This window comes from uncultured Sulfitobacter sp., assembly GCF_947499945.1.
Lineage (GTDB): Bacteria > Pseudomonadota > Alphaproteobacteria > Rhodobacterales > Rhodobacteraceae > Sulfitobacter.
The window spans coordinates 1,674,050-1,687,836 of sequence record NZ_CANMQD010000001.1 but is presented as its reverse complement, the minus strand read 5'-3'; the positions used below and the strand labels follow the sequence as shown (position 1 = coordinate 1,687,836).

At 54.0% G+C, this 13,787-nt stretch carries 15 protein-coding genes; 8 read left to right on the top strand and 7 right to left on the bottom strand.

The window, feature by feature from the left end; all coding sequences use genetic code 11:
- Window position 1 precedes the first annotated feature (1 nt).
- Window positions 2-2,173, top strand: a complete 2,172-nt coding sequence (locus tag Q0775_RS08425) for a response regulator (protein ID WP_298860005.1) — start codon at window positions 2-4, stop codon at window positions 2,171-2,173.
- On the opposite strand, the gene yaaA is transcribed toward Q0775_RS08425, so the two are convergent.
- From yaaA to Q0775_RS08410, 3 genes are all read right to left on the bottom strand, one after another.
- Complete coding sequence (gene yaaA, locus Q0775_RS08420) at window positions 2,158-2,937, bottom strand: peroxide stress protein YaaA (RefSeq protein WP_298859209.1); 780 nt, start codon at window positions 2,935-2,937, stop codon at window positions 2,158-2,160. The genes Q0775_RS08425 and yaaA overlap by 16 nt on opposite strands.
- A 29-nt stretch (window positions 2,938-2,966) precedes the next feature.
- A complete protein-coding gene (gene recQ / locus Q0775_RS08415) occupies window positions 2,967-5,012 on the bottom strand; it encodes a DNA helicase RecQ (RefSeq protein ID WP_298859207.1) in 2,046 nt (681 codons plus the stop codon).
- 112 nt (window positions 5,013-5,124) lie between these two features.
- On the bottom strand, window positions 5,125-5,412 hold the full coding sequence (locus Q0775_RS08410; protein ID WP_298859205.1) for a YggT family protein: 288 nt from the start codon (window positions 5,410-5,412) through the stop codon (window positions 5,125-5,127).
- 132 nt (window positions 5,413-5,544) lie between these two features.
- Between Q0775_RS08410 and Q0775_RS08405 the strand changes: the two genes are divergently transcribed.
- From Q0775_RS08405 to arfB, 6 genes are all read left to right on the top strand, one after another.
- On the top strand, window positions 5,545-6,084 hold the full coding sequence (locus tag Q0775_RS08405) for an acyl-CoA thioesterase (protein WP_298859204.1): 540 nt from the start codon (window positions 5,545-5,547) through the stop codon (window positions 6,082-6,084).
- A gap of 79 nt (window positions 6,085-6,163) precedes the next feature.
- Window positions 6,164-7,537: an MFS transporter gene (locus tag Q0775_RS08400; protein ID WP_298859203.1), complete on the top strand. Its 1,374-nt coding sequence runs from the start codon at window positions 6,164-6,166 to the stop codon at window positions 7,535-7,537.
- Window positions 7,534-8,490, top strand: a complete 957-nt coding sequence (gene mepA / locus Q0775_RS08395; protein WP_298859201.1) for a penicillin-insensitive murein endopeptidase — start codon at window positions 7,534-7,536, stop codon at window positions 8,488-8,490. The genes Q0775_RS08400 and mepA overlap by 4 nt, the downstream gene beginning before the upstream one ends.
- Window positions 8,491-8,564: 74 nt before the next feature.
- On the top strand, window positions 8,565-9,350 hold the full coding sequence (locus tag Q0775_RS08390) for an esterase-like activity of phytase family protein (protein ID WP_298859199.1): 786 nt from the start codon (window positions 8,565-8,567) through the stop codon (window positions 9,348-9,350).
- A gap of 94 nt (window positions 9,351-9,444) precedes the next feature.
- The gene (locus Q0775_RS08385; protein WP_298859197.1) at window positions 9,445-10,062 is read left to right on the top strand and encodes a queuosine precursor transporter; all 618 of its coding nucleotides are present in this window, start codon (window positions 9,445-9,447) and stop codon (window positions 10,060-10,062) included.
- A gap of 323 nt (window positions 10,063-10,385) precedes the next feature.
- A complete protein-coding gene (gene arfB / locus Q0775_RS08380; protein WP_298859195.1) occupies window positions 10,386-10,805 on the top strand; it encodes an alternative ribosome rescue aminoacyl-tRNA hydrolase ArfB in 420 nt (139 codons plus the stop codon).
- Window positions 10,806-10,822: 17 nt separating this feature from the next.
- On the opposite strand, the gene Q0775_RS08375 is transcribed toward arfB, so the two are convergent.
- Genes Q0775_RS08375 through Q0775_RS08365 form a run of 3 tightly spaced genes read right to left on the bottom strand, consistent with a single transcriptional unit; the run spans window position 10,823 to window position 12,196 of the window.
- Window positions 10,823-11,329: a hypothetical protein gene (locus Q0775_RS08375; protein WP_298859193.1), complete on the bottom strand. Its 507-nt coding sequence runs from the start codon at window positions 11,327-11,329 to the stop codon at window positions 10,823-10,825.
- A gap of 9 nt (window positions 11,330-11,338) precedes the next feature.
- Entirely contained in the window at window positions 11,339-12,022 is a 684-nt protein-coding gene (locus Q0775_RS08370; protein ID WP_298859191.1) for a CbtA family protein, read from the bottom strand.
- Window positions 12,023-12,025: 3 nt separating this feature from the next.
- A complete protein-coding gene (locus Q0775_RS08365) occupies window positions 12,026-12,196 on the bottom strand; it encodes a CbtB domain-containing protein (protein ID WP_298859190.1) in 171 nt (56 codons plus the stop codon).
- Window positions 12,197-12,374: 178 nt separating this feature from the next.
- On the opposite strand from Q0775_RS08365, the gene Q0775_RS08360 reads away from it, so the two are divergent.
- Window positions 12,375-13,262, top strand: coding sequence for a DMT family transporter (locus tag Q0775_RS08360; protein ID WP_298859188.1), 888 nt, complete (start codon window positions 12,375-12,377; stop codon window positions 13,260-13,262).
- Here the strand turns inward: Q0775_RS08360 and Q0775_RS08355 are convergent.
- Window positions 13,259-13,684 (bottom strand): Fur family transcriptional regulator, encoded by a 426-nt coding sequence (locus Q0775_RS08355; RefSeq protein WP_298859186.1) that lies wholly within the window; start codon window positions 13,682-13,684, stop codon window positions 13,259-13,261. The two genes, Q0775_RS08360 and Q0775_RS08355, sit on opposite strands and share 4 nt — an antisense overlap.
- Between the last annotated feature and the right edge of the window lie 103 nt (window positions 13,685-13,787).

Sequence of the window (13,787 nt, the reverse complement as noted above, 5' to 3'; positions counted from 1 at the left end):
GATGAGCCTACAGCAAAAACTCACCGAGGAGCGGCGTGGTCGTTTGGCGGCAGAACGGATGCTAGAGCTCAAGAAAGCGGAGCTTTTTGCTGCGAACCGGAAGCTTGGCCGCAACACCCGCGAATTGAGCGACGAGATCGTCGGCACTCGTGCCCTGATGGAAAGCATGGGTGCAGAGAATCGCAAGGTGAAGTCCGACCTGACCGCAGCCCATGAGAAAATCGCTGTGGTCGAGCGGCGACTTTGGCATTCCATTGAGACGATCAAAGACGGGTTTGCATTCTTTGACGGTGACAACCGTTTGATTATGGCAAATCAAGCTTATTTGGCAGTTTTTGAGGGACTTGAAGTCATTCAGACAGGTGTCAACTTTGTGACTATTCTTCAAGCGCTCACCGATGAGGGCATCGTCGATTTGGGCGGGATGGAGCCTACAGCATGGCGTCAGCGCATGCTCTCCCGCTTTCAGGCCCGTCATCCAGAACCGGAAGTGATCCAGCTTTGGAATGGTAGTTATATAAAGATGATTGATCAGCGCGGACCCGGCGGTGATGTCGTCTCGCTGGGTCTCGATATCACTGCTACCGTACAATACGAGCGGGAGTTGGACGCAGCGCGTGAACTGGCCGAATCGGCCAACCGTGCCAAATCAGCTTTCTTGGCCAATATGAGCCATGAAATTCGCACGCCAATGAATGGTGTTGTGGGTATGGCTGATCTGTTGGACGACACCCACCTCAACGAAGAACAGCGACTTTATGTCCAGACCATCAAGAACTCTGGCGAGGCTCTGTTGGTGATCATCAATGACGTGCTCGATTACTCCAAGATCGAGGCCGACCGTCTGGAACTTGTGATGGCACCTTTTGATCTGGAGCGTGCCTGTCAGGAAGTCATCATGCTCTTGCAACCGATGGCACGTGAAAAGGGGCTTGAGCTTTTGCTCGACTATGATCTGTTTTTGCCAACCGATTTGATGGGCGACGCAGGGCGTGTGCGGCAGGTTCTTACGAACCTGATCGGTAATGCAGTCAAGTTCACCACAGAAGGACATGTTTTGATCCGCGTCACAGGCATCGCGGATGCGGGCACTGGTAATGTATCGGTCCATATCGCCGTCGAGGACACGGGCATCGGTATACCGGCACATATGACAGACCATATTTTTGGCGAGTTTAATCAGGTCGAGAATGAACGTAATCGCCAATTTGACGGCACAGGCCTTGGACTTGCGATTACCAAGCGTTTGGTACAGCTGATGCGGGGCGAGATTTGGGTCACGTCAGAAGAGGGAGTTGGTTCGTGTTTCGGCTTTAAAATGGAGATGGCCGCAAACGGCGCAATCGACACTGCATATCCGACGCTCCCACGCGAGATACGCCGCGTCATGGTCGTGGATGACATGCCTGCCAATCGCATAATCCTCGAAAGGCAATTGGCTCAATTACGTCTGCAGACTGTGGGCGTCACAAACATAAATGATGCGTTAGCAAAACTGAATGATACCATTGATCTGATTATCACAGACCACAAACTGCCACATCTGGACGCGCTGAGTCTTATGGAAAATTTGAGTGCGCAGGGGAGCACTGTTCCGGTTCTATTAGTGTCCTCGAACCTGGTCGGCCTTAATGACGATCCTCGGGCATTTAATTTCGCGGCAATGTTGCAAAAACCATTGCCGCGCCGCGTTCTGTTCACTGCATTAGAGAAAATCGCGCCGGCCACAGAGATGCCAGAGCGCCCAGTAACGTCAGGTAAAATGCGCGTGTTGGCCGCAGAGGATAACCGGACCAACCAGCTTGTTTTTAGCAAGATGGTCAAATCGCTAAACATCGAGCTGGAGTTTGCTGCCAATGGTGAAGAAGCTGTTGAACTCTATCAATCGTTCAAGCCTGATCTTGTTTTTATGGATATCTCGATGCCTCGTATGGACGGCAAACAGGCCACCCAGAAAATACGTGAGATCGAAGCCCGGACAGGCAAGCATATTCCTGTCGTAGCGATGACAGCGCATGCAATGCCTGACGATGACAAATCAATTCTCAAAGCAGGCTTGGATCATTACCTCACAAAACCGCTGCGTCGGGCCTCAATAGAGGAGCATGTGAAACTCGCCCAACCCAACGGGACGGAGCCGCTGTTTAAACCCGATGCTCAGGACGCGGGATAGGGGCGCAAAAACACAGGTGCGTCAGGTTTAGAAAATTCTGACACATGAGCGTAACCGCCTGCGTCGAAATCAAGAAGACCATCAGCCGAGTTGATGCGGTTTTGCATGACAAACCGTGCCATCGCACCGCGCGCTTTCTTTGCGTAAAAGCTGACGATCTTTGGCCCTTTGCCATCCCCTTTATCTTCCATAAATTGCGGCGTTATCACACGCAGTTTGAGCGCCTTTAGATCAATTGCGCCAAAGTATTCCTGACTGGCACAGTTTACCAGAACATCGCTGCCCGTAGCTATAGCTTGTTTATTTAGCGCTTCGGAGAGTGCTTCCCCCCAATATTCATAGAGATTCTTGCCATGCTCTGTCTTGAGCCTACTGCCCATTTCCAAGCGATAAGGCTGGATCGCGTCAAGCGGGCGCAACACACCGTAAAGGCCCGACAGGATGCGCAGGTGATCTTGGGCAAAGGCCATCTCGTCCGCGTCAAGGCTATCTGCTTCCAAACCCTGATATGTATCACCCGCAAAGGCCAGCGCGGCGGGGCGCGTTGAATCATCTTCAGGGGCTTCGTCATAACTTTGAAAGCGGTCGCGGTTAAGCGTAGCGAGGTTCTCGCTCAATGACATAAGCGACTTCAGGTCATCCACACTAAGCTCGCGCGCAGCTTTCACCAACTGTGCGGCATCGTCCAGAAAATCAGGGGTAGATGTGGCCACATCGCGCTCGGCCCAATCCAGCTTTTTCGCTGGCGAAATCACAACAAGCATATCCGCTCCTCTTTGTTCTAGAATGTTATCTAGTCCGCGCCCCGCAGCACGTCCAGAAATGCGGTGCCGAAACGCTCGGCCCGCTTGTCGCCAAGCACCCGCTCAATCGCACTTGCATCCGCATTGTGCATCTGTGCCACCTTGGCCAACAATGATGCGGAGCAGCTCAGCGGTTTTTCAGTGCCCAGCGCGCCACGCGACAAGTCGGCCTGCACTTCGAGGAGTTGGTCATAAAGATCACCTGCGCCACGCCCTGCAAGCTTGCGCCGCTGGGGATGCATCATTTCAGCTTCGCCGTTAATCACCTCGAGAAACGCTGCGCCGTAGCTTTCGAGCTTTTTGGCACCAATACCGCTTATCCCCGCCATCTGATCGAGGTTCATGGGCCGTGTCTCTGCCATCTCGATCAAGGTGCGGTCAGTGAAGATGATATAGGCTGGCACTTTTGCAGCTTCCGCCAGCCCTCTGCGCTTGGCCTTGAGGGCACTGAGCAGGGGCGCGTCTTCCTCGTTCACCATCGCTTTGACCGCAGGACGGCGCGAGGAACCGGCCGCTTTGATGCTGTCACGGCGCAGGGTTATGGCTTGTTCATCTCTTAAAATAGGCAGTGCTGCATCCGTCATGCGCAAAGCACCATGGCGTGTGGGATCAGGCCGCACCAGATCGCGCCCCATCATTTGGCGGAACACAGCTTGCCACTCCGGCTTGGAATATTCTGTACCAACGCCATACGTCGGCAGTGACTGGTGGCCGCGTTGCTTCACCTTGTCCGTCTCGTTACCGAGGAGAATATCGATCAGGTGACCGGCACCAAACCATTCGTCTGTGCGCAGCATGGCCGACAACGCTTTTCGCACTGCTGTGGTGCCGTCAAACGTATCAACGGGATTGTCGCAAAGATCACAGCGGCCGCAGGTGACTTCGCTCTCGTCAAAATAGCCGAGCAGCGTTTTGCGGCGACATTCCAGTGCCTCAGCCAAACCAAGCAGCGCATTGAGGCGGCCATGATCTGCCGCACGGCGTTCTGGCGGGGCAAGCCCCTCGTCAATCTGGGTGCGGCGCAGACGGATGTCTTCGGGCCCGAACAAGGTGAGCGTTTCGGCAGGCGCACCATCACGACCTGCGCGGCCAATTTCCTGATAATAGCTCTCGATGCTTTTGGGCAGATCGGCGTGTGCAACCCAGCGGATGTCAGGCTTGTCGATGCCCATACCGAACGCAACAGTTGCCGCCACGATCAGGCCGTCCTCTTGCTGGAACCGGCGCTCCGCAATGCGGCGGTCCTCTGCCTCCATCCCGCCATGGTAATGTATCGCTGTTTGCCCTGCGTCATTGAGCGCTTTTGCAATGCCTTCAGTCTTGGCTCGCGTGCCGCAATAAACGATGCCAGACTGCCCCCGCCGTGCGGCAGCGAAGTTCAGTATCTGGCTGCGCGGTGAATTCTTTGCCGCAAATGCCAAATGAATATTTGGCCTGTCAAAACCACCCAAAAAACTGCGCGGCGGCGTGCCCTCAAAAAGCTTTTGCACAATCTCGTCGCGTGTTTCGGCATCGGCAGTAGCAGTAAAAGCGGCCAGCGGTACATTGAGTGATCTTTTTAACTCTCCAATGCGCAAATAGTCGGGTCGGAAATCATGGCCCCATTGGCTTACGCAATGGGCTTCATCCACGGCGATCATTTTCACACCGACCCGTTTGAGCATCCCGATAACAGAGCCGGCGGCAAGGCGTTCAGGTGCCATATAAAGCAGTTTGAGCGTTCCTGCCTCAAGCCCCTCCCAAACCGCGTCAGTTTCTTCGGGTGTGTTTCCTGAGGTGAGCGCTCCCGCACCAACGCCCAATTCCTGCAAAGCGCGGACCTGATCGCGCATGAGGGCAATCAGAGGCGAGATTACAACAGTGACACCGTCCCGCATAAGCGCGGGTAGCTGGAAGCACAGCGACTTACCGCCGCCTGTGGGCATGATAGCCAGCACGTTCTCCCCTGCCGTAACCGCCGCCACAATCTCTTCTTGTCCGGGGCGAAACCCGTCAAAGCCGAATACATTTTTTAGCAGCGGGGTGGCGCCGGACATAAGTGAACCTGAAACTTGGGAAATGCAGCGACCGCAGAGTCACATATCACTTGGTAAGGGGCAAGGGTCTGTCAGGCTGATACGGCCCTTTTTCCCATCAAAGTGCGAATGCTTAGTAGAACAATGCCGCGTTGTTGGTCAGGACGATCCGCGCAATCGCAACACCGATCAGCACTGCAAGTGGCGCCAGATCAAGACCACCCATATTTGGCAGAACGCGACGGATCGGCGCATAGATAGGCTCTAATAGACGATTAATGCCATACCAGATTTGTGCCACTAGCGGCTGGCGCGTATTGAGAACTTGAAAGTTGATCAGCCATGACATCACTACGTGGGCAATGATAAAGAACCACAAGATGTTCAGCAAAAGCATCAGGATCATAAAGATTGAGGTCACAGGCGGCCATCCTTTTTCTAAGCGCGTGAAATGCAGTTAAGCCTGCTGTTCAAAAAGGACAAGGGTGCCGCGAGGTTCGTGGTTGACGTTAGGCCAAGACGGGTCAATTGAGCGGACAAAGGAGTGACCCTCATGTTCCCGTTTTTCCGCCTGATCAAAGATGTCTTTCTGGCAAGCCGTCAGCCGCCGCTCACAACTCTCACGGAGGTTCACGTATCACAGCATGTTTGCTGGCCTCAGGATCTCGATATCTTTCTCGAACTTAATAACGGACGTGCTCTTACGCTTTATGATCTGGGTCGCATTGCGATGGCCCAGCGTGCGGGACTGGTTGCGGTGCTAAAACGCAAGCGATGGGGACTCACCATGGCAGGATCGCATGTGCGCTTTCGTCGCCGCATCCGCGGATTTGAACGGTTCGAAGTCCGCAGTCGCGCGGTCTGTTGGGATGACAAGTTTATTTACATCGAACAATCAATGTGGAAGCGGGACGGGGAATGCGCGAGTCACGTTCTCTATCGCTCTGCCGTGACGGACAAGAACGGGATCGTCATACCTGCGCGGGTGTTGTCCGCAATGGGACAAGATCGCCCCTCACCAGAAATGCCCGAATGGATTGCACATTGGACCCGCGCTGAAAGCGCAAGGCCATGGCCCCCAATGCAGGATTGATGGCGTGAACCGCTAAACCAATTCTTGCACCAATGCATTTGGCCTGTTCTATGATGATCCAAACGGGGAGTGGTGTTCAATGTCAGTGGTATCAAAGCGCAAACGTATTTGGGGTTGGTACTTTTTCGATTGGGCCAGCCAGCCATATAATACACTTCTTCTGACATTCATCTTTGGCCCCTATTTCACCAGCACCGTAACGGCGAATCTGATTTCAGAGGGTGTCACAAACGAGGCCGCTCGTGCGCAAGCTCAGGCTTATTGGGGTTGGGGGCTAGCCGCTGCGGGTATCTGCATCGCATTCTTGGCTCCCGTCCTTGGCGCAATAGCGGATAACTCAGGGCGCAAGCTGCCTTGGATCTGGTTGTTCTCTGCCATGTATTTTGTGGGATCGGGCGCTCTTTGGTGGACTGCGCCGCAGGACTTCTCAGCCGTTTGGACGTTATTCTTTTTTGGCATGGGCCTCATCGGGATGGAATTTGCGACAATCTTTACCAACTCCTATTTGCCAGAACTTGATGAAAACCCGAACGAGTTGGGGCGCATTTCTGGATCAGGCTGGGCGTTTGGATATGTCGGCGGATTGGTGGCTTTGGTCATAATGCTACTGCTGTTTCAGGCCACAGCAAACGGAACAACATTGATTGGACTGACCCCCTTGTTCGGATTGGACACTGTGACCAAAGCAGATACCCGCATCGTAGGCCCATTGGCTGCGGTTTGGTTTGCTGTCTTTATGATTCCCTTCTTTCTCTACATTCGCGACACTCATGTTGTAGGCGCAAAGCCCCTCCTCATTGGCGAGAGCCTACGCGATCTTGGTCGCACCCTCAAAGGGCTGCCCAAACATCCATCTTTGTTGGCATACCTCGGCTCGTCCATGTTCTACCGAGATGCGCTAAACGGTCTGTACACTTTTGGTGGCGTTTACGCTGTTGGCGTCCTTGGCTGGTCCACAACTGAAATCGGGATTTTCGGTATTGTCGCCATTATTTCTGGCGCTGTTTTCTGCTGGATATCCGGGCGGGTTGACCGTCGGTTTGGGCCTATGCCTGTGATTGTGGTCTGTGTTGTTGCGCTGGCATTTGTGTCGCTCTTGGTCGTGTCCATTACGCCCGAAACGATTCTGTTCATTCCAATTGCCGCAGGCTCTAACATGCCAGACGTCACCTTTTTTATTGCAGGGGCTGTAATTGGCGCTGCGGGTGGCGCACTTCAGGCATCATCACGCAATATGATGACACGCCAAGCAAACCCGGAAAGGATGACAGAGGCCTTTGGCCTATATGCCCTATCTGGAAAAGCGACATCTTTTCTTGCACCTGCATTGATCGCTTTGACCAGTCAAATGACTGGCAGCCAGCGTTTGGGCGTGAGCCCGCTTGTGGGGCTGTTCATCATAGGACTCATTCTGTTAATCTGGGTGAAACCAAAAGGGGATTTCTCCAAATGAAGATCAAAAACCTCCTGACCGTTGTCGCTTTGGGCATGGTGATCGCCAGTTGTGGCGGCGCGCGTGACATTAGCGGGTCAAAGGCCAAGAAGGCCGAGCTCCCGACAATCGGTGAGTTGGCTGGCCCTCTCGCGAATGTCGAAGCGAAGAAGCTCTTTGGCACAAAATCGGCGGGCACGCGCCAATCCCCTGCGCCCTTTGGGAGCTATGCAAAGGGATGTCTGGCAGGCGGCGTCCAACTGCCAGAATCTGGTCCAACATGGCAGGCGATGCGCTTGTCGCGCGGGCGGAATTGGGGGCATCCTGAGTTGATCGATATGGTAACCAAGCTGAGCCAGTTTGCCGCCCAGCAGCCGGGTTGGAACGGTCTTTATATTGGTGATATGAGCCAGCCGCGCGGCGGCCCGATGCTGACAGGCCATCGTAGCCACCAGATCGGTCTCGACGCGGATATTTGGATGCTCCCACCGAATTCGCTTAACCTCACGCGCAAGCAGCGTGAAAACATTTCATCTATTTCGACCCGCCGCGCGAGCGGTGCTTATGTGAACAGTTCTTGGACGCGGTCGCACCATGAGATCATCAAAGCAGCGGCACAAGATTCGCGAGTCTCCCGGATTTTTGTGTTCCCCGGAGCAAAGGTTCAGATGTGCGACGACGAACGTGGCAACCGCTCCTATCTGCGGAAAATTCGTCCTTGGTACGGTCACCACTACCACTTCCATATCCGCCTTGCGTGTCCCAAAGGGGCCAGCGGCTGTCGCGATCAGAATCCGCCACCTGCAGGTGATGGTTGTGATGACGCACGCGAATGGCAAGCAAATATATTGAACCCGCCAAAGGCAAAGCCGAAACCGAAGTCCACAAAACCCGCAGCGCCGCGCAAAGCGCGTCGTGAGCTGGTACTGGCCGATCTCCCAGCACAGTGTAAATCCGTGCTCGACTCAAATTGATCCGTCTCGCCCTTGCTCTGATCTGCTTGTGCGGCAGCGTACTGGCGGAACCTACGCTTCGTTCAAACGGAACGATGCGTTGGCAGCTTGATGCGCCATGGTTTGGGGGCTGGTCAGGAATAGAGGTAGGTGCGGAAGGCACCGAGATGACGGTGATCAGTGACCGTGGCCAAATTCTGGAAGCGTCACTTCAACGCTCGGACGGACGCCTCACAGGTGTTCGTGTCCTAAGCAACAAGCGATTGGGCAGGTCCTCCGGTGGGCGTCTGCGTAAAAAGGCAAGCGACGCCGAAGGTCTGGCAATCATAGGGGATAACCTCGCCTATGTTTCATTCGAGCATCGCCACAGGATAATGCGCGTTGATCTGGCGACAGGGCGCACATACGATCGGATCAAACTCCCTTTTGAGAATACGATGGGCGACAATTCCGGTGTAGAAGCGATGGCCATCGGGCCTGATGGTACTCTCTATGCAATCACCGAGGCGGCCCCCGCAGGCGGACAGCCGTTTCCCCTTTTTGCCTATGCAAACGGCAAATGGCGGGTGAGTGCGCGTATTCCCCAGCGCGGCCCGTTTCTCCCCGTGGGAGCTGACATCGACAGCAAGGGGCGGCTTTGGCTGCTTGAACGGGCTACGACGCCGCTAGGGTTCCGCACCCGTATCCGCCTGTTCGTCATCGACCCGCGTGCGCCGCGTGAATACACGTTACTTACGACAATCCCCGCACGCCATGACAACCTTGAAGGGATCAGCATATGGGACGATCCACGCGGGCAAATGCACGTAACGATGATCTCGGACGATAACTTTTTCCAGCTGCAGCGGACGCAGATTGTCGAATACACCGTCCGCGAATAGCTGTTGCAGTAACGCCCAAAGCCGCCTAAAGCACCAATCGTCTGCGATCCCCGCAGGCCAAGTCGCCGCACCCTTGCACAAAACGGTTTATATTATGACACGCACACATCTTCTTGGCATCATCGCCATGGCCGCCATCGTTGTAGCCTCAAACATCCTTGTTCAGTTCCTTTATGGAAACTGGCTCACATGGGGGGCGTTCACCTACCCCCTCGCTTTTCTTGTCACCGACATTATGAACCGTGTTTACGGCACAGCGGCAGCACGCCGCGTGGTACTGGCCGGGTTTGTTGTCGGCATCATTTGCTCGCTGATCGGAACACAGATCATGGGTGAATTTGGCCCATTGGTCACCGTACGCATCGCAGTCGGGTCAGGCCTTGCCTTTCTCACCGCACAAATGCTGGACGTAGGCATCTTTGCAGCGCTACGCGATGGCAAGTGGTGGAAAGCGCCACTTGTCTCCACCCTCGTTGGCAGCACAGTGGATACGGTTATCTTCTTTTCAATCGCCTTTTCTGGCGCACTGTCCTTCATTCACGTAGGTACTGACGTCTCTTGGGCATCGGAGGTCGTGCCGGTCCTTGGCATGGGTCCAGAAGCGCCACTTTGGGTATCTCTTGCGGTCGCGGATTGGGCGGTAAAGCTGACATTGGCTTTGGTTGCCCTCGTCCCGTTCCGTATCATCACAGCACGCTTGCGTGCTGCATAATCGGGCAGCACGGAAACGTTCAGAATAACCACTCAAAAAACACTTTGCTATTTGACGAACTTGTGCCAGCTTCAGGGTGAGTTCAACAAATGTAAAGGAGGTGATCTAGTGATTAGAAATGTGCTGGAGAAAGGTGTCGGAACAACTTTGGAGGTCGTTTGCTAGGGCAGCCCCTAGTTCACTGAAAGCCGAAGTGGACCATCGGTCTTACCGATCCCACCTCCTATGCAATTCGATTGGGCCGCTCTGTTTCAGAGCGGCCCTTTTTGCACCATGGATGATCAAGCCTTCACCTTGTGCTATTGTGCGCTATGATCTGCACCATGTTGCACATCACTGATAAGATTATCATTCAGGACTGGGAACTCACCGAGAGTTTCATGCGCGCCTCTGGCCCAGGTGGGCAGAACGTGAACAAAGTGTCGTCTGCTGTAGAGTTACGGTTTGAAGCCGCGACTTCGCCATCCCTTCCCTTACCCGTGAAGAACAGGTTGAAACGTCTGGCGGGGCGGCGGTGGACCAATGAAGGCGCCCTTGTTCTTCAATGTGACGAGACACGCAGCCAAGCACGCAACCGCGATATTGTACGCGAGCGACTGAAGGAGCTTATCCAAAACGCGCTCGCGCCCCCCAAACGCCGCATCGCAACCCGCCCTACGCTGGGGTCGAAAAAGCGGCGCTTGAAGGCAAAGAAGGTTCGCGGCGAAGTGAAGGCCATGCGCGGAAAAGTTGATCCTGAATAAGCGGCAATCGCCCCGCGTCAGTCTACTGTCACAATTTTTTTAGCAGTGATCAGAGTACCATCCAGCGCTAAGGGCCGATGATCGTTGCTGTTGAGCGAGACTTCGATCTCAACGTCACCTTTTGGCAGAGTATCAAGATGATACCAATCGCTGTACAGCCGCGCCAGTTTCACGCCGTTGACATAGATATGCGCATGACCTTCACCAGCTACATGGGCGAGGCTGGCCGATTTTGGGGCAAAGCGAAAACCATCGGCCACGACATGTAGATTATAGCCCGCCATTAGATCCTTCGTAACCATGATATCGATTGTAGGCGCTGACGCAGCATCAATTTCCAATGGCATGTCATGCAACATCGCGTGGCCTGCATCACTGTGGCCCGTCGCGGAATGATCCATGGTGCTGTGGTCCATTTCGGCGTGATCATGTCCCTCGATCTTGATCCCGCTCCCCGCCGCCACGGTGAACCCGCCTGCGATACCGAATGTAAGACCAATCACGAAAATCATAATTTTGCGCATTACCATCCCCTAACTTGGTGCCCACTTTTCTTTATCAAGAAAATATGCCGCCATACATCCCAAAATCACCCATCCTGCAAGGCCTGCGCCAAACACACGGGCAGCAAAGAGGGCTCCAATCTCGGGCGGAACCGGACCGAAAAATCTATCAGGCATTGGTGCCCCGATCAGGTGCGGTGCAGAAAGTAGGATCACTGCAACGCCCCACATTGACCAGTTTTTACCAAAGGCCAGCAACCACATTGCGACGGCAGCGGCACTCACTGTTGCAAACCACCACAATTGTCGTTCCCCAACATCAGCGGCAGCGGCACCCGGCACTTCGGGTGCCAAAGAGAACCCGGGAGCAAGGTGCGCTGCTACAAAGCCGGCGACACCCCAAAGAATACCAGTACGCACACTAACCTCTGCGCCCCGTTCCTCGGCAAGCAGCATAAGCGCGACCATTATCATGGCATAGCCTGTGTAAGTTAGCATCGTGAAGACAATGCTAAGCAGATCTCGGACAGGATTAAAAAATGGGAGGTTTGGCTGTACCGAAGGGGCCACCGCGCCAAAATGCACCAACGTACCACTTTCGTAAAGCTCGGCATGCAATAGGACCGGCTGAACAAAAAAGAGCTGCAGCAGACCTGCGATCAACCCTGCGGCCGCGCCAGCAAACAAACTGCCGGTTAGTAATTTTGACAACATATTTTAGTGACAGGGAAAACCGTTTGCGTGGCGCATATCATGGGCAGCACTATGCAAAGTTTCCGCCTGTAGATGACCCGACATGGTTACAATAAGAACACCCAAAACCAGCGCAAAAATCGCGGGAAGGACAGATGTCCGCTTGGCAGTAACGGCTCTTGCCTCGGTCTTCATTTTTGTTCTCCTAATTTGTACACATCTATTTTGCGCAAATCGCACGCCGTCAAATGGGTACTTTTTCTAATTTATGGTAGGCGAACTCCCCCAAGCGGTGCAATCGATTTCACTTCAATGGTTAGGTTTCCCGATTTCCTTTCTGGTCATTACCTTGCTAACGACACATCATGGCGGGATGAAAACTGATCGGACCCTGACGGCCGTCTTGCTGCTGCTTTGCGCCCTGACGCTTTTTGATGCGATGGGTCTGATCATTAAGTATCTCTCTCCGCGTTACGGCGCGGCTGAACTCTCTGCGTATCGGAATACCTTTGGGTTAATTCCCTCCTTGATTATCCTGTATGGCTCTCGCGATTGGCACGCGAAGGGGAGGATATGGAAGCTTAGGCAGTGGCGATTGGCCCTGTCACGCGGTGTCATCCTGACCTTTGCTCAATTCTCGTTTTATCTGTCGCTCGGGCTTCTGACCTTTGCCACAGCGTCTACGATTACCTATGCCAATTCGCTGTTTGCTGTGGCCTTGGCAACTGTACTGCTGGGGGAAAAAGTCGGTTGGATCAGGTGGGGTGCAGTCGTCCTTGGTTTTATTGGTGTGGTCTGGATTGTGCGGCCCGGGTCGGACACCTTCTCGCCTGCTGCGCTCCTGCCTCTGGGCGCTGCTGTCTGTTATGCCATGGTTGGTGTGACCGCGCGCATGATGGACGATAATGTGCCCACCCCTTTAATCAATCTCTATTCCAGCATTGTTGCGTTGTTGGGTGCCGTGATCCTTGCATTTATCACAGGTGACTTTTCACCATTGGACCGCGCGACAGACATCCTCTGGCTGATCGCAATGGGTGGATTTGGCGGCTCTGCCGTATTGTTGTTGATCATGGCCTACCGCATGGCGGAGCAAAGTAACCTCGCCCCGTTTAACTATTTCGGTATTCCATTAGCGTTTTTGCTTGGCTGGATCTTCTTTGACGAAGCACCATGGAACGAACTCTTCCCTGGTGCGCTCCTGATCCTCGCAAGTGGCCTGCTCATCGTTTGGCGCGAACGGCGCCTCAAAAGAGCTTAGCGTTTCTTGCGACAGTAAAGCTCAAGCCGATGATGAACGACTTCATACCCCAACTCACGCGCGATCTCGTCTTGGAGTCGTTCGATTTTGTCGGACTGAAATTCAATTACCTCTCCGGTGTCCACATCCAGGATGTGATCGTGATGCTCTTCATGGGAAGTCTCGAATCGCGCACCACCTCCTTTAAAGGAATGCCGATGCACAACGCCACTTTCCTCCAGCACAGACAGGGTGCGGTACACCGTAGCGAGTGAAACGGTCGGCTCGATCCGCTTGGCGCGATCGTGCAACTCAACCGCATCGGGGTGATCGTCAGCTTCTGCAAGAACCCCAAGCAATGCAATCCGCTGACGGGTGACACGAATTCCCGCTTTACGCAGGGCAGCCGTCATTTTTTCGGTTCTGTCACTCTCGCCAGCCATCATTACCGCCCTATTTTCGCATTAATATACTATCTTTGAGAATCGTTATCATTCTTATTTACAGTTGTGAATGGTTCTCATAAGCATTTTGTTAACGTGATGT